This is a genomic window from Gallintestinimicrobium sp. (assembly GCF_046968865.1).
Classification (GTDB): domain Bacteria; phylum Bacillota; class Clostridia; order Lachnospirales; family Lachnospiraceae; genus Gallintestinimicrobium; species Gallintestinimicrobium propionicum.
The window spans coordinates 52,678-73,052 of record NZ_JBKVPW010000016.1; the positions used below are offsets into that span (position 1 = coordinate 52,678).

At 49.7% G+C, this 20,375-nt stretch carries 14 protein-coding genes, 1 other RNA gene and 1 other annotated feature; of the genes, 13 read left to right on the forward strand and 2 right to left on the reverse strand.

Annotated features, from left to right (window positions below; all coding sequences use genetic code 11):
• Window positions 1-215: 215 nt before the first annotated feature.
• Window positions 216-1,592, reverse strand: coding sequence for a citrate/2-methylcitrate synthase (locus ACLTOQ_RS13125; protein ID WP_021915948.1), 1,377 nt, complete (start codon window positions 1,590-1,592; stop codon window positions 216-218).
• 536 nt (window positions 1,593-2,128) lie between these two features.
• Here ACLTOQ_RS13125 and ACLTOQ_RS13130 point away from each other — a divergent pair.
• Window positions 2,129-3,928 carry an aminopeptidase P family protein gene (locus tag ACLTOQ_RS13130; RefSeq protein ID WP_021915949.1) on the forward strand — a complete coding sequence of 600 codons (1,800 nt, stop codon included), beginning with the start codon at window positions 2,129-2,131 and terminating at the stop codon, window positions 3,926-3,928.
• A 195-nt stretch (window positions 3,929-4,123) separates the two neighbouring features.
• Here ACLTOQ_RS13130 and ACLTOQ_RS13135 read toward each other — a convergent pair whose 3' ends face one another.
• On the reverse strand, window positions 4,124-4,984 hold the full coding sequence (locus tag ACLTOQ_RS13135) for an AraC family transcriptional regulator (protein WP_412319614.1): 861 nt from the start codon (window positions 4,982-4,984) through the stop codon (window positions 4,124-4,126).
• Window positions 4,985-5,168: 184 nt separating this feature from the next.
• Between ACLTOQ_RS13135 and gmd the strand changes: the two genes are divergently transcribed.
• The 12 genes from gmd (at window position 5,169) to sufB (ending at window position 20,336) form a co-directional block, all read left to right on the forward strand.
• Complete coding sequence (gene gmd / locus ACLTOQ_RS13140) at window positions 5,169-6,227, forward strand: GDP-mannose 4,6-dehydratase (RefSeq protein ID WP_262584614.1); 1,059 nt, start codon at window positions 5,169-5,171, stop codon at window positions 6,225-6,227.
• Window positions 6,228-6,324: 97 nt separating this feature from the next.
• Window positions 6,325-7,266, forward strand: a complete 942-nt coding sequence (locus ACLTOQ_RS13145; protein WP_334301787.1) for a GDP-L-fucose synthase — start codon at window positions 6,325-6,327, stop codon at window positions 7,264-7,266.
• A 43-nt stretch (window positions 7,267-7,309) separates the two neighbouring features.
• Window positions 7,310-7,493: non-coding RNA, 6S RNA (gene ssrS / locus ACLTOQ_RS13150), on the forward strand.
• Window positions 7,494-7,569: 76 nt separating this feature from the next.
• Complete coding sequence (locus tag ACLTOQ_RS13155; protein WP_412319615.1) at window positions 7,570-10,263, forward strand: SpoIID/LytB domain-containing protein; 2,694 nt, start codon at window positions 7,570-7,572, stop codon at window positions 10,261-10,263.
• Window positions 10,264-10,319: 56 nt separating this feature from the next.
• Window positions 10,320-11,144: a YihY/virulence factor BrkB family protein gene (locus ACLTOQ_RS13160; RefSeq protein WP_021915368.1), complete on the forward strand. Its 825-nt coding sequence runs from the start codon at window positions 10,320-10,322 to the stop codon at window positions 11,142-11,144.
• A 36-nt stretch (window positions 11,145-11,180) separates the two neighbouring features.
• Window positions 11,181-11,417: a binding site (T-box leader), on the forward strand.
• A 169-nt stretch (window positions 11,418-11,586) separates the two neighbouring features.
• Window positions 11,587-12,606: a phenylalanine--tRNA ligase subunit alpha gene (gene pheS / locus ACLTOQ_RS13165; RefSeq protein WP_412319617.1), complete on the forward strand. Its 1,020-nt coding sequence runs from the start codon at window positions 11,587-11,589 to the stop codon at window positions 12,604-12,606.
• Between the two features lie 20 nt (window positions 12,607-12,626).
• On the forward strand, window positions 12,627-15,047 hold the full coding sequence (gene pheT, locus ACLTOQ_RS13170; RefSeq protein WP_412319618.1) for a phenylalanine--tRNA ligase subunit beta: 2,421 nt from the start codon (window positions 12,627-12,629) through the stop codon (window positions 15,045-15,047).
• An 81-nt stretch (window positions 15,048-15,128) separates the two neighbouring features.
• Window positions 15,129-15,410, forward strand: coding sequence for a hypothetical protein (locus tag ACLTOQ_RS13175; protein ID WP_021915365.1), 282 nt, complete (start codon window positions 15,129-15,131; stop codon window positions 15,408-15,410).
• Window positions 15,410-16,795, forward strand: a complete 1,386-nt coding sequence (locus tag ACLTOQ_RS13180) for an aminopeptidase (protein WP_021915364.1) — start codon at window positions 15,410-15,412, stop codon at window positions 16,793-16,795. The genes ACLTOQ_RS13175 and ACLTOQ_RS13180 overlap by 1 nt, the downstream gene beginning before the upstream one ends.
• Window positions 16,795-17,865 (forward strand): tRNA preQ1(34) S-adenosylmethionine ribosyltransferase-isomerase QueA, encoded by a 1,071-nt coding sequence (queA, locus tag ACLTOQ_RS13185; RefSeq protein ID WP_021915363.1) that lies wholly within the window; start codon window positions 16,795-16,797, stop codon window positions 17,863-17,865. The genes ACLTOQ_RS13180 and queA overlap by 1 nt, the downstream gene beginning before the upstream one ends.
• A 287-nt stretch (window positions 17,866-18,152) precedes the next feature.
• Window positions 18,153-18,905 carry a Fe-S cluster assembly ATPase SufC gene (sufC, locus tag ACLTOQ_RS13190; RefSeq protein ID WP_021915362.1) on the forward strand — a complete coding sequence of 251 codons (753 nt, stop codon included), beginning with the start codon at window positions 18,153-18,155 and terminating at the stop codon, window positions 18,903-18,905.
• A gap of 24 nt (window positions 18,906-18,929) precedes the next feature.
• Window positions 18,930-20,336, forward strand: a complete 1,407-nt coding sequence (gene sufB, locus ACLTOQ_RS13195; RefSeq protein ID WP_412319619.1) for a Fe-S cluster assembly protein SufB — start codon at window positions 18,930-18,932, stop codon at window positions 20,334-20,336.
• The last annotated feature ends 39 nt before the right edge of the window (window positions 20,337-20,375 follow it).

Sequence of the window (20,375 nt, forward strand, 5' to 3'; positions counted from 1 at the left end):
CAATGTCATAAATCACAAAGAGATGGATGATAGAAATGACGGAGAACCTGATGGTTCTCCGTTTTTTGTGTGCCCGGCAAAGGGGGCGGCAGCATTCTTTGCTGTCGCCCCTTGATTACACAATTGTAAAAACGTGCGGGCTGTCAACAGTGGGGAAAGCCCGTTTATCTTGATGGTTGAAACTGCATTGACGTTATGGGATCCACTGCGCGCAGTTATTTCCTTTCCGACAGCTCCACATAAGGCTGATCGGTGCAGAGCGTCTTATACGCAGGGCGGATGATCTTGCTGTTGGTGGCAAGCTCTTCCATGCGGTGCGCGCTCCAGCCGACCATACGGGCGATGGCGAAGATTGGGGTGTAGAGCTCCATCGGCAGTCCAAGCATCTTGTATACAAAGCCGGAATAGAAGTCGACGTTGACGCTGACGCCCTTGTACATCTGACGTTCTTTGGCGATGACGGCTGGGGCGAGACGCTCTACACTGTTATAAAGCTCGAATTCATCATGCAGTCCCTTTTCTTCGGAAAGGCGTTCTACGAAGCCCTTGAAGATGACAGCACGCGGGTCAGATTTGGAGTAAACCGCATGGCCGACGCCGTAGATCAGACCGGCGTGGTCGAATGCGTCCTTGTTGAGCAGGCGTGCGAGGTAACGGCTGATTTCTTCATCGTCTTTCCAGTCGTGTACCTCTTCTTTCATTTCCTCGAACATCTTGACAACCTTGATATTTGCGCCGCCGTGGCGGGGACCCTTTAAGGAGCCAATTGCTGCTGCGATAACAGAATAGGTATCGGACAGGGAGGAGGTGACAACTCTGGTGGTAAAGGATGAGTTATTACCACCGCCATGCTCCATATGCAGGATCAGCGCGATATCGAGGATTTTTGCTTCCAAAGGGGTGTAACTGCTGTCAGGGCGCAGGATATGTAAAATATTTTCCGCCATGGAGAGCGTCTGGGAAGGCTGGTGGATATACAGGCTGTTGCCGTCATGATAGTGGCTGTAGGCCTGGTAGCCGTAGATGGACAGCATCGGGCAGAGGCTGATGAGCTGCAGGCACTGACGCAGGACGTTTGGCAGGGAAACATCGTCTGCACGGTCGTCGTAGGAATACAGGGTCAGAACGCTGCGGGCGAGGGTATTCATCATATCCTTACTGGGGGCTTTCATGATAATATCGCGGACAAAGCTGGTGGGCAGGCTTCGATAGGAATTGAGCAGTCGGGAAAAGGATTCCAGCTCCTCCTTGTTAGGAAGCTTGTTAAACAACAGCAGATAAGTTACCTCATCGAAGCCGAAACGGTTGTCTTTGCTAAAGCCGCGCACGAGATCTTCCACGTTGTAGCCGCGGTAAAACAGCTGCCCATGTGCGGGAACAGCTTCGCCGTTTACGATTTTGGTGGCGCGCACGTCAGAAATATTGGTGAGCCCTGCGAGGACGCCTTTGCCGTTTAAATCCCGCAGACCGCGTTTGACGTCGTACTGTGTGTAGAGCTCAGGCGCAATGGAGCCTGCCTGCTCACTCATTTTTGCAAGCGCAAGGATTTCGGATGTAATATCGGAAAAATTATTCGTAACCTGAAGTTCCATGGAAATACCGCCTTTCTAAAAATAATATATGGCTGTACCGATGCAAAAGAAAAAAAGGATGCTTGCTGTGCAAAGGACGACCGGAACATACATAGAAATGAGGATATGTCTGAAAATAGACATGACAGCTGAAATTCGTCGAATACCATTGTGCTTTTGTACCGGAATTTGCTGATTTTATGGTAAATTATAGCACGAGTGCAGGAGCAGAAACAAGAAAAAAACAAAAAGTTTAGAATAAGTTTACAATTATGATTACAGTTCACTCGTACCTTTTTATAAGCAGATTTCATGCTCGCATGAAAATCTGCTTATAAAAAGGCACGGAGGGAGCGCCGCTTTATGAGCAAAAATGAGCTGCGAAGCAGCGGAGAGCGTCGAAGATGCGTTTTGCGAATGGCGCGGGTGAACTGTAATCGAGTTTAAAATCAATGAAAAGAGCCTTAAAAAATCTTATGACAAGTTCTTGCGCGGTATGTGCTGTTGTGATAGATTTTTGGTAGTGCCAAAATCTCCGGCACATGGAGGAAATACAAATGGTCAATCAGAAGATACAGGATCGTCTGGCAGCGCTGCGGGCGGTCATGAAGAAAAACGGCGTAGACTGGTACATGGTTCCCACAGCGGATTTTCACAATTCGGAATATGTGGACGCTTATTTTAAGGTAAGAGAATATTTATGCAACTTTTCCGGATCAAACGGAACGCTGATCGTCGGAATGGACGAAGCTGGTCTGTGGACGGATGGCAGATATTTTATCCAGGCGGAGCGGGAGCTTACAGGAACCGGAGTTACTTTATACCGGATGCTGGAGGACAACGTTCCGACGAAGGAAGAATTTTTACAGCAGAAGATGGAAAACGGTCAAACACTTGGCTTTGATGGTCGTGTCGTCGATACGAGATTTGGTCTGAAGCTGGAAAAAGACCTGGCGGACAAGCAGATTAAAATCGTGTATGGCAAAGATCTCGCAGATGAAGTCTGGACGGACAGACCGGCACTTCCGTGCCATCCGGTTCTGGTTCCGGACGAGGCGCTGTTTGGACAGAATGTTTCCGAAAAGCTGGCTGCAGTTCGTAAAGATATGGCAGCTCACGGCGCGTCCGGTCTGTTTTTGAGCAAGCTGGACGATCTGATGTGGCTGTTGAATATCCGCGGCGCGGATGTGGAATGCAATCCGGTTGCATTGTCCTATGCGTATCTGACACAGGATGAGTGCCATTTCTTTCTCCAGGATGGGGAAGTGACGGATGTGTTAAAAGCGCATGCGGCGAAGTATCACATTACCCTGCATCCGTATGAAGAGGCTGCAGAGTGGATGGAGTCCTGTGCGATCACAGGCAGCGTGATGTGCGATGAAGGCAACGTCAGCTACGCTTTTTATAAGATTTTGGAAAACCGTGCAGAAGTGGTCGATGCAGCGAATCCGACAGAGCTGTTAAAGGCGGTCAAAAATGAAACCGAGCTGGCAAATATGCAAGAGGTCTATTTAAAAGACAGCGTGGCGGTCTGCAAGTTTATTTACTGGGTCAAGAAAAATGTTGGTAAAATTCCGATGACGGAGTATTCCGCTGCGATGTATCTGGATCATCTGCGCAGTGAGATCGACGGTTATCTGGATCTTTCCTTTCCAACGATCAGCGCTTATGGGACAAATGCAGCGATGATGCATTATGAGGCGACCGAGGACAACTGCGCAGCGCTTGCGCCGGAAGGTATGCTTTTGGTGGATTCCGGTGGTCAGTATCTTGGCGGTACGACGGATGTGACGAGAACGATCGTGTTGGGGCCGGTTTCCCAGACGATCAAGGAGCATTACACAGCGGTCGCAAAGGGCATGCTGCAGCTGACAGACGCGAAATTTTTGTACGGCTGCACCGGCAGAAACCTGGATATTCTGGCACGTCAGCCCATGTGGGATCAGAACATCGACTATAAATGCGGAACCGGTCACGGCGTCGGTTATATTTTGAATGTCCATGAGGGACCCCAGGGCATCCGCTGGCGTTTCACCGGCAATCAGAAGGAAGTGCCGATCGAAGCAGGGATGGATGTGACAAACGAGCCTGGTGTTTATATCGAAGGAAGCCACGGCATCCGGATTGAAAATGTGATGGTTGCCAGAAACGGCGTGAAAAACGGAGATGGGCAGTTCATGTATTTCGATACGCTGACCTGGGCACCGATCGATCTGGATGCCATCGATGTTTCTGTGATGGAGAGAAAAGATATCGAGCGGTTAAACCGTTATCACGCACAGGTGCGCGAAAAGATGACGCCTTACTTGAACGAAGAAGAGGCGGCATGGCTCAAAGAAGCGACACGGGCGATTTAAGGCGGGCAGGAAACACTCAGAAGAAACAGCAGGCAGGACATTTTGAAAAAGAGGTCCTGCCTGTTTTTTTATCGTATAGGAAACTTTGTTCCTATACGATAAAACGCTCCGCGCGGATCGCACTGCAGCGGAATGGAAGAATGTCGCTTGCGCGACCCGCCGCAGGCGGAGAATCCTGCTTCGCAGGATTCTTTTTTACCATTGCCTGCGGTATTCTCCGGGTGAAATCCCTTCGACCTTTTTAAACATGCGGGAAAAATAGTTGGCATCCTTCATGCCGCACTGGATGCCGATTTTTTCGATCGAAAAATCTGTAAAGCGCAGCAGCTGTTTGGCGTGAGTAATGCGCAGGGACAGAAGGTAAGCGTTGATGGAGACGCCGAACTGTTCCCGGAAAATCCGGGTCAGGTAAAATTTGTTGATATAAAAAGTTTCCGCAAGATCGTCGAGCCGAATTGTTTCAGGATAATGGAAATCCAGGTAATCTTTGATTTGCTGCAGATTATATTTGCGGGAGGTCGGTTTGGCGGTGCTCCCGGGATGCCAGCTGTCCTGCATCAACAAAGAAAGCAGGGCAGTGAGCTGCTCAAAAATCTTCATATCGCGGACATAATCAGAGGAAGACGCCGTTTCACAGAGGCTGTCAAGAATTTTCTGATACGGGGCAAGGCTTTGGGGGCGAAAGCAGGCAAGACCGCCGCGCTCGGTATATTTTTCATAGATTCCGGTCATGTTCGGACCATAAAAGTGCGCCCATTCAAGTGTCCAGAGCTGATTGGAGCAGCGGTGGAGGTAACTTTTTTTACAGTCCAGAAACACACAGTCTCCGGCAGAGAGTGTGTAGTGCTTCTGGTCGTATTCGAGGGTACCGGAGCCTTCCAGGACAATAAAACACAGGTAGGAGGCGAGATTTTCCCGGTGGCTGGTGTGGGGGGACAGTGCTTTTAAACGGCCGCATTCCTGCAGATGGATGAGGTTTGTCCGGGCAAAGGTGGACGGTGTATACAAAATCCGTTCGGATTCCACGAGAGTTCCTTCAAAAAGAGCGGTATCCATAAAAAAATTCTCCTGTAGATTTTTTAATCAGAGTAGCAGCTTTTAGTATATCAAAAAAGTCAATATAATGCTAGTTCTGTGCAAGATATGCTCTTCTAAAATCGAAAAAGATCAGGTAGAATATCAACTATTATGAGAAAGATATGACATCAGAGCGATAAAATCAGGAAAGGATGAAATTTTTATGAAAAAAGCATTGATTACAGGCATTACCGGACAGGACGGCTCTTATCTGGCAGAGTTTCTGTTGGAAAAAGGCTATGAGGTGCACGGCATTACCAGACGCGCTTCCATTTCGAATACAGCAAGAATTGACCATCTGATCGCAAAGAATGCGATTACCTTACATGACGGGGATCTTTCCGATTCCTCTTCCCTGATCCGTATCATCAGCATTGTACAGCCGGATGAAATCTATAACCTGGCTGCACAGTCCCATGTACAGGTTTCTTTTGACGTACCGGAGTATTCCGGCGACGTGGACGCGATCGGCGTGCTGCGGATTCTGGAGGCAGTCCGCATTCTCGGGCTGACCAAAAAGACGAAGGTTTATCAGGCTTCCACTTCCGAGCTGTACGGCAAGGTAGAAGAGGTTCCCCAGAGAGAGACAACACCATTCCATCCCTACAGCCCCTATGCAGTTGCAAAGCAGTACGGCTTCTGGATCACCAAGGAATATAGAGAAGCTTACGACATGTTTGCAGTAAACGGTATCCTGTTTAACCATGAGTCTGAGCGTCGCGGCGAAAATTTCGTAACCCGTAAGATTACGCTGGCAGCGGGCAGAATCGCAGAGGGTCTGCAGGATCATTTGGAGCTGGGCAATCTGGATTCCAAGCGTGACTGGGGCTATGCAAAAGACTATGTAGAGTGCATGTGGATGATCTTACAGCACGATACACCCGAAGATTTTGTTATTGCAACCGGTGAGCAGCACACCGTCCGGGACTTTACCGAAAAAGCGTTTGCAGCAAACGGTATTGAACTGCGCTGGGAAGGTGAAGGTCTGAACGAAAAGGGATATGACAAGGCGACCGGCAAGATGCTTGTCTGCGTCAACCCTGCATGGTTCCGTCCGACCGATGTAGACAACCTCTGGGGCGACCCGACAAAGGCGAAGACTGTTCTTGGCTGGAACCCGCAGAAGACCAGCTATGCAGAGCTTGTCCGCATTATGGCAGAGCATGACAGAATGCTGGCAAAACGCGAAAAGGCAGTGAAAGAAGCAGGCACGCAGGCGTAAGCCTCGGGAAAAAGCACGCATAGGTGCAAAAAAAGGCGTGCATGCATGGCATATGTTATGTACGGCAGTTACATAAGGAAAGAAGGATAACATCATGATGGAAAAAGACGCCAAAATTTATGTGGCAGGACATCGCGGCATGGTTGGCTCCGCAATCGTGCGCGCACTGGAAAAAGCCGGATATCACAATATTGTAACAAGAACTCATAAGGAACTGAATCTTTGCAGACAGCAGGATGTGGAAGATTTTTTTGCAGCAGAGAAGCCGGATTATGTTTTTCTGGCAGCAGCAAAGGTCGGGGGCATCGTCGCAAACCAGGAAGCGCTGGCGGATTTTATGTATGACAACATGACGCTGGAAATGAATGTCATACATTCCGCATGGCAGAATCAGTGCAAGAAGCTGCTGTTTTTAGGCTCTTCCTGCATTTATCCGAGAATGGCTCCGCAGCCGATGCCGGAGAGCTGCCTGCTCACTTCCGAGCTGGAAAAGACGAACGAAGCCTATGCGCTTGCAAAAATTTCCGGTCTGAAATACTGCGAGTTCTTAAACCGCCAGTACGGAACGGATTATATTTCTGCAATGCCGACCAATCTTTACGGACCGAACGATAACTATCATCCGACCCACAGCCATGTGCTTCCGGCGCTGATCCGCCGTTTCCATGAGGCGAAGGTTTCCGGCGCGACAGAGGTAACCTGTTGGGGAACCGGCACGCCGCTGCGCGAGTTCTTATATGTGGATGATCTTGCGGATGCCTGCGTATTTCTGATGAACAATTATTCCGGAAATGAAACCGTTAATGTCGGAACCGGAAAAGAGCTGACCATCAAGGAGCTGACGGAGCTGACCGCGAAGGTGATCGGCTACACCGGCGAGATCAAGTGGGATTCCACAAAGCCCGACGGCACACCCAGAAAACTTCTGGATGTTTCCAAATTGAAGAATCTGGGCTGGACTTACCAAACCGAGCTGGAAGATGGAATCCGTCTTGCATATGAAGATTTCTTAAACAATCCGATGCGTGCAGAGCGGTAAAAAAATTCCTGTTGTATTTTCGGGATGAATTGGATATAATGAAAACAACCTGAAATGTACGAGAACTCCTGTTGTTTTGAACCTACATTTACTTTAAACGGGATTCCTATATTGCCGGGTAGATGTCAGGCCCTCATTGCGCAGGGGAAGGCAGAAGCGCCGGTTGCGGTTACCCACCTGGCCTTGGCTAGGAGTCAGAAGATGGGAGGCGGCATTTTGGGGGATACAAAAGATAAAGAGACGATCCGGAAGGGTTGTCTCTTTATCTTTTGTAAGAAAACTTTATGGGAGTGATAAAATCAAATGGAAAGACGGGAGTCGTTTCAGGAACGCAGGAAGAGACAACAGGCGCGCAGGCGTCTTTTGGGGAAACTGGCGGCGGTTCTGATCGGTGCCGTTTTTTTATTTGGGCTGTGCAAAAAGACGGCAGATCAGTTTTTGCTGACGGGTGAAAAAAAACAGGACAGCTATATCGGGATCGAGGACGCAGGCCATATGGTCTGGCTTCTTGCAGACTGTAGGCAGGAGCAGCCGACACAGGCGGTCGCAGAGACAACCGATGCTGCGCAGGAGTTTGACGGGGATAATACACAGGCGGCTGTAGTATCTGCGCATGCTGCCGGCAGTCGGTCAACCCCCGACCAGGTACTGGATTTGATGAAAAAATTTCAGGCGGAATCTGACGACGGCTATTTGACGTGGACCCAGGCAAAACAGTATTTTTCCTGCCTGCCGGGCAGCCGGGAGTTATTTTTAGGCGGTGCGTATACGGGGACTGAGCGGGTGGAGGAAGCGGACTGGTACGACTGGTTCGACCGGGCAAAAAGAAAGTATGATGCTGCCGGAAGGATTCGGGAGGAGACGGTCGTAGTGTTGGGCATTTTGAAGGGGGATGAAAATGGACCGGGAGATGCGCAAGAAAGCGCGCAAGCTGCTCTGATGCGCGAAATGGGGACTGCTTCCGGTGGCAAAAAGGATGCGCAGAGCCAGAAAACAGAGCTGCGCATCCTGACGCAGAACGGTGTCCGGATGGCTGCGTCGGCAACGTTTTTGACAGAATCCATGCAGTTTTGTCCAGTGCGTGCGATCGTAAGGGAGGATTGCCTGTATGCAGTTCGAAATAGATTAACGGAACCGGTCATATTAAAAAATGTCTGGATGATCGAGACGACCGGACAGAGCATACACGGGTTCTGGAAAGACTGTGAATTTTCCGGCGCGGCGGCAGTTGAAGTAAAAACAGATTCTGCGGAGGGACAGAGGACAGAAGAAAACAGAGAATCGGATTGGAAAAGGGACAGAAAAAGTACGACGGTGGTTTCAGATACAGCACAACTTTCCGAAGCAGTCTGTGATCTGACGTTTGAAACAGGAAAGCCTGTCATTGTGTGTCAAAAGCCAGACAAGATTTCCGGACGGCTGCTCGGCGTGTCGCGAAACGGCGCAGAAATCGAAGGTCACGGGACGATTCCTTTTTCGGAGGATCTGCAGTGTTATCGGTTGTATGGGCGGCTTTCACAGATGGACATCGGAGAATTGAAAATCGGCTATGGGTTTACGGATTTTGTAGTGGAGGACGGAACGATTGAGGCAGCGCTGGCGGTGCGGGAAGAAAAGATGGAAACCATTCGCGTGCTGATTAAGACGTCTGGCTATGCAAACAGCGTACATCAGGCCGTGGAGCTTTTCGCGGACTGTGATTGTAGGATTTGGAACGTCGAGAACGAGCTTACCACGCTCGAAAAAGGTCAGCGTCTTGTCATTACGCGGGATTCTCCGTTGCTTGATCAGACCGGGCGGATTACAATCGAACCGAAAATCCTGACCGGGCATCTGATGTTATCCGGCGTGGAGCGGGCACAGGGGCAGGCAAACTACCGCGGCAGGCTCGAACTGGTGCGCCGGGAGGATGGAATTGTTGTAATCAACGAGCTGCCGCTGGAAGAATACCTTTATGGGGTCGTGCCGGGCGAAATGCCGGCGTCTTATCCACTGGAAGCGTTAAAGAGCCAGGCGATCTGTGCCAGAACCTATGCATATGAAAGGCTGCAGCGCGCCGGATTACCGGAGTATGGGGCGCATGTGGATGACAGCACGGCGTTTCAGGTGTATCAGAATCTTGCAGAGCAGGGGCAGACGACACAGGCGGTCAAGGAGACGTCCGGACAGGTATTATTTTACGGGGAGGAGCCGGCGCAGACCTATTATTATTCCACGTCCTGCGGCTATGGCACGGATTTGTCGGTCTGGAGAGGGACCCGGGCAGAAGCATATCCGTATCTGTGTGCGCAGGCGATCGACGAAAGAAACATGGAGCTGACGAGACAGCTTGGCGGACAGGAAAGCGTTGCTGCGATGGCACCGATTTTGCAGCAGGCGCAGCTGCTGGAGCAGTCGGATGTAATGGAAGCGTTTTTGGGGCAGAGGGACGGCGATTTTTATGAGAAAGAAGAGCCGTGGTACCGTTGGAGCTATAGGGCAGAAACCGTTGATGAAAAGGCACTCTGGGAAAGGGTATGGATACGGGCACAAGCGGATGGACAGTGTGTGTTCGTGCCTGGGGAAGCTGGAGAATGGAATGCAGTAAAGGAGCGCACGAAACTGTCTGAAAACACAGGGAAAATCCGGGAAATCCGTGTTACAAAACGCAGCAGCGGCGGCGCGGCGCAGGAGCTTTTGATCGAAAGCGAAAACGGACAGGTACGGATACAGTCGGAATACAGCATCCGGTATGTGCTGTGCGACGGAAAAACACAGGCGGTCAGACAGGATGGGAGCGCGGCAGCGGTAACATCGCTTTTACCAAGCAGCTTTTTTCAAGTCAGCACTTTTAAAACGGACGGCTTTATGATAGGATATACTTTAATTGGCGGTGGTTACGGGCACGGAATCGGCATGTCCCAGAATGGGGCGAAGCATATGGCGGAGGCGTCTGTCAGCGCAGAAGAAATTTTGACGTTCTTTTATAAAGGATGTCAGTTAAAAATGATTTCCTGAAAAGTCCACGCAGCGACGCACCGCAAAATGAAAACCGGAAAGGAAAAGATCTGTTTATGAAAAAGAAAATCCGGCTGATTACAGGGTTTGGCAGGCATATGTCAAAATCAAATGTCAATGCATTTGCATCAAGCTCTGCATACTTTATGTTTTTGTCGATCATTCCGATTATTATTTTATTGTGTTCCCTGCTGCCCTTGACGACGCTGCAGAAATCCGACCTGTTAAAGGCGGTGTCAGAGGTCATGCCATCGCCGATTGTGCCGATGATGAGCAGCCTGATCGAGTCGCTCTATAACAGCACCGTTGGCGTTACGAGCGTCGCAGCGATCGTAACTGTATGGTCGGCAAGCAAAGGCATGCTGTCCATCATGCGCGGCTTAAATGCGATGAACGGCGTTGTGGAGGATCGTAACTATTTTGTGCAGCGGATTTTGGCATCTTTTTATACGATTCTGTTGTTGATCGTCCTTTTGCTCTCTCTCGTTTTCATGGTCTTTGGAACAACGCTGGTACGTCTTTTAAACGACAGGATCCCGATACTGGATCATCTGATGTCCATAGCGATGCATTTTAAACCGCTGTTTTCCTGGGGCATCCTGACGCTGGTGTTTATGGTGATCTATGCCTATGTGCCAAATGTGAAGCTGAAACTGACGAAGCAGTTTCCCGGTGCATTGTTTACGGCGATAAGCTGGAACCTGTTTTCCTGGGGCTTTTCGGCATACATAGAGCGGTTCAATGATTTCGGCGTATACGGAAGCCTTTCTACAATCATCGTCGTGATGATGTGGTTGTATTTTTGTATGTATCTGCTGTTAGTCGGGGCACACATCAACCGGTTTGCTGTTCCGTTTCGAAGAGAGATTCTCGAGAAATAGTATTGACTTTTCGGGATGGATTTTTTACAATAAGGCGTAAAGGCGATGAAGGTGTCAGTAGTATTTCCTGTACCGGCAGAGAGGAGAAGCCAGTGGCTGAGAGCTTTTCCAGCAGGATCGGATACGAATTTCCCACCGGAGCTGTTCGGCTGAAGAGAGCCTGCTGTCAGTGCTTTTGGGTAGGTCGGAACGCACAGGACACGTTACGTCTGCAATGAGTGCCTGCCGATGGCGGGAACAAGGGTGGTACCGCGGAATTTTTTCGTCCCTGGTTTAATAAACCAGGGGCTTTCTTTTTATTCAGCTAATAGAAAGGATTCTATTGGGCATGACAGTAAAAATTGCAGGGCAGTTTTGCTGTTTACAATAATCAAAGGAAGGTCCCGGGAAAGTAGAAGGCCGCACAGAAGAAAAACGGCTATCTGACAGAAAGGAGTTTGCTGTGAAAGAGAAACTGGCAAAAATCAGAGAAGAGATTTTGAAACAGATCGACGCCTCCGAGAACCTGGATAAGCTCAACGAGGTAAGAGTCAGCGCACTGGGTAAAAAGGGCGCCCTGACCGAGCTGTTAAAGAGCATGAAGGAGGTTGCGCCACAAGACCGTCCGAAGGTTGGACAGATGGTCAATGAAGTGCGCGCTGAAATTGAAACAGCGCTGGAAACTGAAAAAGCAAAGCTGGAAGACCGTGTAATGGAAGCTCGTTTAAAGAATGAGGTTATTGACGTTACCCTGCCTGCAAAGAAAAATTCCGTTGGACATCGTCATCCCAATACGATTGCTCTGGAAGAGGTAGAGAGAATTTTCGTTGGCATGGGCTACGAAGTGGTTCGCGGTCCCGAAGTCGAGAAGGATTACTACAACTTCGAAGCGCTGAATATCCCGAAGGACCATCCGGCAAGAGACGAGCAGGATACCTTCTATATCAATGAGGAAATCGTCCTGCGTACCCAGACCTCTCCGGTTCAGGTTCGTACCATGGAACAGGGAAAGCTGCCGATCCGTATGATCGCGCCCGGCAGAGTATTCCGTTCCGACGAAGTGGATGCAACCCATTCTCCGTCCTTCCATCAGATCGAAGGTCTGGTTATCGATAAGAATATTACATTTTCCGATTTAAAGGGCACGCTTGCAGAGTTTGCAAAAGAGCTGTTCGGTGAAGATACCAAAGTAAAATTCCGTCCCCATCATTTCCCGTTTACAGAGCCCAGTGCAGAAGTAGATGTCAGCTGCTTTAAGTGCGGCGGTAAGGGCTGCAGGTTCTGTAAGGGCTCCGGCTGGATTGAAATCCTGGGCTGCGGTATGGTACATCCCAAGGTACTCAAGATGTGCAATATCGATCCGGAAGAATACTCCGGCTTTGCATTCGGCGTAGGTCTGGAGCGTATCGCCCTTCTGAAATACGAAATCGACGATATGCGTCTGCTTTATGAAAATGACATCAGATTCTTAAAGCAGTTTTAACGGGAAGGAGAAAGAGGAAGATGAATACAGCATTATCATGGATTAAAGCATATGTGCCCGACCTTTCCTGCACCGATCAGGAGTATTTTGACGCCATGACGCTGACCGGCACCAAGGTAGAAGGCTATGAGCGCATGGATAAAAACCTGGAAAAGATCGTAATCGGACAGATTGAGAAGATCGAAAAGCATCCCGATGCAGACAAACTGATTATCTGCCAGGTTAACGTAGGCGACCGTACGATTCAGATCGTAACCGGCGCACCTAATGTAAAAGAAGGCGACAAGGTTCCGGTCGTTTTAGACGGCGGTAAGGTTGCAGGCGGTCATGACGGCAGTCCGTTGCCGGAGGATGGCATTAAGATTAAGGCCGGCAAGTTAAGAGGCATTGAGTCCGACGGTATGATGTGCTCCATCGAGGAGCTGGGCAGCAGCCGCGACATGTATCCGGAAGCACCGGAGAACGGTATTTACATTTTCGACGACGATGTAGAAGTCGGTACAGACGCAGTAGAGGCGCTCGGTCTGCATGACACCGTATTTGAATATGAAATCACCAGCAACCGTGTAGACTGCTACAGCATTTTAGGCATCGCAAGAGAGGCGGCTGCAACCTTCAGAAAGCCGTTCATTCCCCCGGTTGTGGAAGTACACGAAAACGGCGAAAATGTACACGATTATGTGGACGTAGAAGTACAGGATACCGATCTGTGCACCCGTTACTGCGCAAGGGTCTGCAAAAATATCAAAATCGCTCCGAGCCCGAAGTGGATGCAGAGACGTCTGGCTGCAGCAGGTATCCGGCCAATCAATAACCTGGTAGACATCACGAACTACGTTATGGCAGAGTACGGACAGCCGATGCATGCATATGATCTGGACACGATCGCAGGACATAAGATCATCGTCCGCCGTGCAAAGGACGGAGATGAGTTCGAGACGCTGGATGGTCAGATCCGCAAGCTGGACAATCAGGTTCTGATGATCTGCGACGCGGAAAAAGAAGTCGGCATCGCTGGTATCATGGGCGGCGAAAACAGCAAGATCACAGACGATGTGCACACCGTTTTATTCGAGGCTGCAACATTCAACGGTCCCAACATCCGGAAATCCGCAAAGAGAATCGGTATGCGTACCGAGGCTTCCGGTATTTTCGAAAAAGGTCTGGATCCGGTCAATGCAGAAGCAGCAATCGACAGAGCGTGCCAGCTGATCGAAGAGCTGGGCTGCGGCGAGGTAGTAGGCGGCATGGTAGATGTATGCGAGCCGATCAAGCCCCTGCGCAGAATCCCGTTTGAGCCCGAAAAGATCAACCGTTTCCTCGGAACAGATATCACAAAAGAGCAGATGCTGGAGTACTTCGGACGCATCGAGCTTGCATATGACGAAGCTGCCAACGAAATTGTTGTTCCCTCGTTCCGTCAGGATCTGGAAGGCTTTGCCGATATCGCAGAAGAAGTAGCACGTTTCTACGGCTATGACAAGATCCCGACCACCCTGCCCTCCGGCGAAGCGACAACCGGTAAGCTTTCCTTCGAAGAAAGAATTGAACAGAAGGCAAGGGATATCGCAGAATACTGCGGCTTCTCCCAGGGTATGTCTTATTCGTTCGAAAGCCCGAAAGTGTTCGATAAGCTGCTGATCCCGGCAGACAGTAAGCTGCGCAAGACTGTAACGATCTTAAACCCTCTGGGCGAGGATTATTCCATCATGCGTACCACTTCGTTAAACGGCATGCTGACAAGCCTTGCAACCAACTATAACCGCAGAAACAAGGACGTCCGCTTATATGAGATGGGCAACATTTATCTGCCCAAGGCGCTGCCTCTGACAGAGCTTCCGGACGAGCGCATGCAGTTTACGCTCGGTTTTTACGGAGAAGGCGACTTCTTCACGATGAAGGGTGTTATCGAAGAGTTTCTGGAGCACATCGGTATGAAGAAGAAAGCGGAGTACGATCCGAACGCACAGAAGCCGTGGCTGCATCCCGGCCGTCAGGCAAACGTTGTTTATGATGGAACCGTAATCGGCTATCTCGGTGAAGTACATCCGAAGGTAATGGCAAACTACGGCATCGGACAGAGAACCTATGTGGCAGTTTTGGATATGCCTGCAGTGGACGGCTTTGCATCCTTCGACCGCAAGTACGAGGGCATCGCAAAATATCCTGCAGTGACCAGAGATATCAGTATGGTTGTACCGAGAACCGTTCTGGTAGGTCAGATTGAAAAGATTCTGGCACAGCGCGGCGGCAAGATTCTGGAAAGCTACTCGTTATTTGATATTTACGAGGGCACACAGATCAAGGAAGGCTATAAGTCCATCGCTTATACCCTGACCTTCCGTGCAAAGGATAAGACGCTGGAGGATGTAGAAATCACAGCGGCAATGAAGAAGATCTTAAATGGTCTGGAACAGCTTGGCATTGAATTAAGACAGTAATAAAAGGACGTAAGCAGAGCCCTGATGCCGTTTTGCAGCAAAAAGGGCTCTGCGTATGGAACATCGGACAGGGAGGAATATATGGAGAAAAAAACGACCGCGCTCGGAACGGTGAATAATGAAGTGGATTTCTGCAAGGTATACGATATGGGGACAAAGGAGCAGATCGAGAGAATTCTTCTGGCAAACCGGATTTCCTATTCCTGCCGTTTCGAAAAGCAGGGATTTTTTTCAAAACTGTTTGGAGTCGGGGAAAAGGCTCTTTGCACCTTCCGGATTCACGATGAGGAAGTGCCGCGTGCCAAGAGGCTGGTAGCCTCGGTGCTCGGTAACAAGAACAAACGTAAGGAGATAAAGAAATAATGGAACGCAAAAATGCTTGGAAAGGCTATGACGAAGCCAAAAGCGCAAAGGTAGATGCGCTGGCAAAAGACTATATGGATTTTCTTGACAACGGTAAAACAGAGCGGGAATGTGTCGATACGATTGTAAACCAGATTGAAGCGGCAGGATACCGCGAGCTGCCCGAATTGATGAAAGAGGGCAAGAAGCTTTCTGCAGGCGACAAGGTATATGCGGTATGGATGAACAAGACGGTTGTGATGTTCCAGATCGGAACAAAGCCGATGACCGAAGGCTTAAACATTCTGGGTGCACATATCGATTCCCCCAGACTGGACATCAAGCAGAACCCTCTGTATGAGGATTCCGATTTTGCCCTCCTGGATACTCATTATTACGGCGGTATCAAGAAATATCAATGGGTAACCCTGCCTCTGGCGCTGCACGGCGTCGTTGCAAAGAAGGACGGCTCCATCGTAGAGATCAATATCGGTGAAAACGAAGACGATCCGGTATTCTTCATTTCTGATCTGCTGATCCACCTGTCTGCAGAGCAGATGGAAAAGAAGGCTTCCAAGGTCATCGAGGGCGAAGCGCTTGACTTAATCTTCGGCAGCAGACCGCTGGCAGGAGAAGAAAAAGAGGCGGTAAAGGCTGGCGTGATGAAGCTTCTGGCGGAGCAGTATGGCATTGAGGAAGAGGATTTCCTGTCCGCAGAGCTGGAAGTTGTACCGGCCGGCAAGGCAAGAGAAGCAGGCCTGGACAGAAGCATGGTGCTTGGTTATGGTCAGGACGACAGAGTATGCGCATTTACTTCTCTGGCAGCGATGCTGGAAATTGGTCAGACGGAGCGCACCGCATGCTGCATCCTGGTAGATAAAGAAGAGATCGGCAGCGTCGGCGCAACCGGCATGCAGTCCCGTTTCTTCGAAAATACCGTGGCAGAGGTGTTAAATCTTGTCGGCGAATACAGTGAATTAAATGTCAGAAGATGTCTGGCAGCCTCTGATATGCTTTCTTCTGATGTAAGCGCAGCATTTGATCCCTCTTATGCGTCTGCTTTTGAAAAGAAAAACGCAGCGTTCTTCGGACGCGGCATGGTGTTCAATAAATTTACAGGTGCCCGCGGAAAATCCGGCTCCAATGATGCAAACGCAGAATATGTTGCACATATCCGTGCGATCATGGAGGAGTCCGGCGTTGCATTCCAGACCGCTGAGCTTGGCAAGATCGATGTCGGCGGCGGCGGAACAATTGCTTACATTCTTGCTTTGTACGGCATGAACGTAATCGACTGCGGTGTTGCAGTTCTTTCCATGCATGCACCGTGGGAAGCTACCAGCAAGGCAGATATTTATGAGACAAAATGCGGCTATGTTGCATTTTTGGAGAAAGCGTGCCTGTAATGGAAATGGAAGGCTTAAAAACTTCGGATTATTATTTTGACCTCCCGAAGGAGCTGATCGCACAGGATCCGCTGGAGGATCGGAGCGCATCCCGCCTGCTTGTTATGGACAGACAGACGGGGGCGACCTCACATCATATTTTTAAAGAGATCTGCTCGTTCTTAAAACCGGGCGACTGTCTGGTTTTAAACAACACGAAGGTTATTCCGGCGCGTCTGCTTGGTGCAAAGGAGGATACGGGAGCCGCTGTAGAGATCCTGCTGTTAAAGCGGATGGAAAACGATGTCTGGGAAACCCTCGTAAAGCCCGGCAAAAAACTGCGTCCCGGTGCAAAGGTCGTCTTTGGCGACGGACGTCTGCGTGCAGAGATTCTGGATGTGGAGGAAGATGGAAATCGTCTGGTGAAGTTCTTTTATGATGGGATCTGGGAAGAGGTGCTGGATTCCCTCGGTGAAATGCCGCTGCCTCCCTATATTACCCATAAGCTTCAGGACAAAAACCGTTATCAGACGGTATATGCAAAATTTGAAGGCTCTGCAGCTGCGCCGACAGCAGGACTGCATTTTACAAAGGAGTTGCTTGCCCAGGTAGAAGCGATGGGTGTGGATATTGCCTATGTCACGCTGCATGTGGGACTTGGCACATTCCGTCCGGTCAAGGTCGACAACGTGCTGGAACACCATATGCACACAGAATTTTATCAGGTGACCCAGGAAGCGGCGGATAAAATCAACTGTGCCAAAGCAGCCGGAAACCGTGTGATTTGTGTCGGTACGACGAGCTGTCGTACTGTAGAGAGCGCTGCGGAAGCGGACGGACATATGAAAGCCTGCAGCGGCAATACGGATATCTTTATCTATCCGGGCTACAAGTTCAAGGTGATGGACGGGCTGATTACAAACTTCCATCTGCCGGAATCGACACTGGTGATGCTCGTATCCGCATTTGCAGGAAGAGACCATGTGTTGAAGGCGTATGAAGAGGCGGTAAAGGAGAAATACAGATTTTTCTCTTTTGGGGATGCCATGTTTATCGCAGATCTGAACAAAGAAGGGGTGCGCGCGGAGTAGGATTTTACGAACGAGGTAAAGAATTCCTATCTATAAAAAGTATTAAAAGCAAGGTCGGGAAATGTCTCACAGACTGTCTGTGGAGCGCATTTCCCGACCTTTTTGTCTGGAATGCCAAACCGTTGCCCGATATCCCTGTAATTTTGTAGGATTTAATGCTTGCATTTTGGGAAAGATTCCATTATGATAATCTACAGCAAACCCTACAAAGTTAGTAGGAGTTAACCAGGAAGACAGTCGCAGGGACGAAAAACAGAGACAAAGACCTGTGAAGAACGGAGGAAGTTATGTCAGAACAGCTGCTGCAGGTAAAGAATTTAGTAGTCAACGTAGAGGACACAGAGATCCTTCACGGCATTGACCTTGAGATAAACAGAGGAGAAACACATGTCCTGATGGGCCCAAACGGTGCCGGTAAATCCACACTGGGTTATGCGCTGATGGGAAGCCCCAGATATCAGCTGACAAACGGTCAGATCTGGTTCAAGGGACAGGATATTACAGAGGAATCCACAGACAAGCGTGCGAAGGCTGGTCTGTTTTTATCGTTCCAGAACCCACTGGAGGTTCCCGGTATTACCCTCGGGAACTTTTTGAGAAATGCGTTGGAACAGCGCACCGGACAGAGAATCCGTCCGTGGGAGTTCCGCAAAGAATTAAAGAAAGCAATGGACGTACTGCAGATGGATCATTCCTATGCAGACCGTGATTTAAATGTTGGCTTCTCCGGTGGTGAAAAGAAAAAGGCGGAGATTTTGCAGCTTCTGATGTTAAAACCGGATCTGGCGATTCTGGATGAAACCGATTCCGGTCTGGACGTCGATGCAGTCCGCACCGTATCCAAGGGAATCGAAGAGTTCCAGAAGAATCAGCAGGGCTCCTTGCTGGTAATTACACACAGCACGAGAATTCTGGAATCCCTGCATGTGGATGTGACGCATGTGCTGGCAGACGGAAAGATGATTCTGTCCGGCGATAGCAGCCTTGTGGAGGATATTAACGAAAACGGTTTTGAAAAATATATCGGACATCAGGAATAAGAAGCGTCCAAGAAGGAGAATCCCATGAAAGAAAAGACTTATGTGGAGGATGTCAACAGAAGCATCTATGACATCCGAAACGAAGAGAAAGATGTATATCGGGTCAAAGAGGGACTGACACCGGAAATCGTGGATCAGATTTCGAAAGAAAAACACGATCCGGACTGGATGCGCGAATTTCGTCAGGAAGCCCTGAAAGTATATAATGAAATGACGATGCCGGATTGGGGCCCGTCTATCGAAGACTTAAATATGGACGAGATTGTTACCTATGTACGCCCCAACACGCAGATGAGTGCGAAATGGTCCGAGGTTCCGACCGATATCAAAAATACGTTTGAGGCACTGGGAATCCCGGATGCAGAGCGTACCTCCCTGGCGGGCGTCGGCGCACAGTATGATTCTGAGCTGGTTTATCACAACGTGCGTGAAGAGGTTGCTGCACAGGGCGTTGTATACACGGATATGGAAAGCGCGCTGACCGGAGAATATGCCGAGCTGGTGCATAGCCATTTCATGAAGCTGGTTCCGCCCAGAGACCATAAGTTTGCGGCACTGCACGGCGCGGTCTGGTCCGGCGGTTCGTTCGTATATGTTCCGGCAGGTGTGCATGTGGAGATTCCACTGCAGTCCTATTTCAGACTGAATGCGCCCGGTGCAGGACAGTTTGAGCATACACTGATCATTGTTGAAGAGGGCGCGTATTTGCACTTTATCGAAGGCTGTTCCGCACCGAAATACAATGTTGCAAACCTTCATGCGGGCTGTGTAGAGCTGTATGTCGGCAAAAATGCGAAGCTGCGTTATTCGACAATCGAGAACTGGTCGAAGAACATGTATAACTTAAATACCAAGCGGGCAAAGGTAGAAGAGGGCGGCACGATTGAATGGGTATCCGGTTCCTTTGGTTCCCATGTTTCCTATCTGTACCCGACGAGCTTATTGGCTGGCGAAGGCGCGAGAAGTGAATTTACCGGCATTACCTTTGCAGGCAAAGGTCAGAACCTGGACACCGGCGCGAAGGTCGTACACAGCGCTCCGAACACTTCTTCCTATATGAATACGAGATCGATTTCCAAGGACGGCGGCGTGAGCACGTTCCGTAGCAGCGTTGTAGTTACAAAGCAGGCAAAGCACAGCAAGAGCTCCGTTTCCTGCGAGTCCCTGATGCTGGATGACCGTTCCAGATCGGATACGATTCCGGCAATGGATATCCGGACAAAGGATGCGGATATCGGACATGAGGCGCAGATCGGCAAGATCAGCGACGAAGCAGTCTTTTATCTGATGTCCAGAGGACTTTCCGAGGAAGATGCCAGAGCGATGATCGTCAGCGGCTTTGCGGATAATGTTTCGAAAGAGCTTCCGCTGGAATATGCGGTCGAGATGAACAATCTGATCCGTCTGGAAATGAAAGGCAGCATCGGGTAAGGCTGCAGGAAAACGAATCTGCAGCGAAATGAGAGGAAG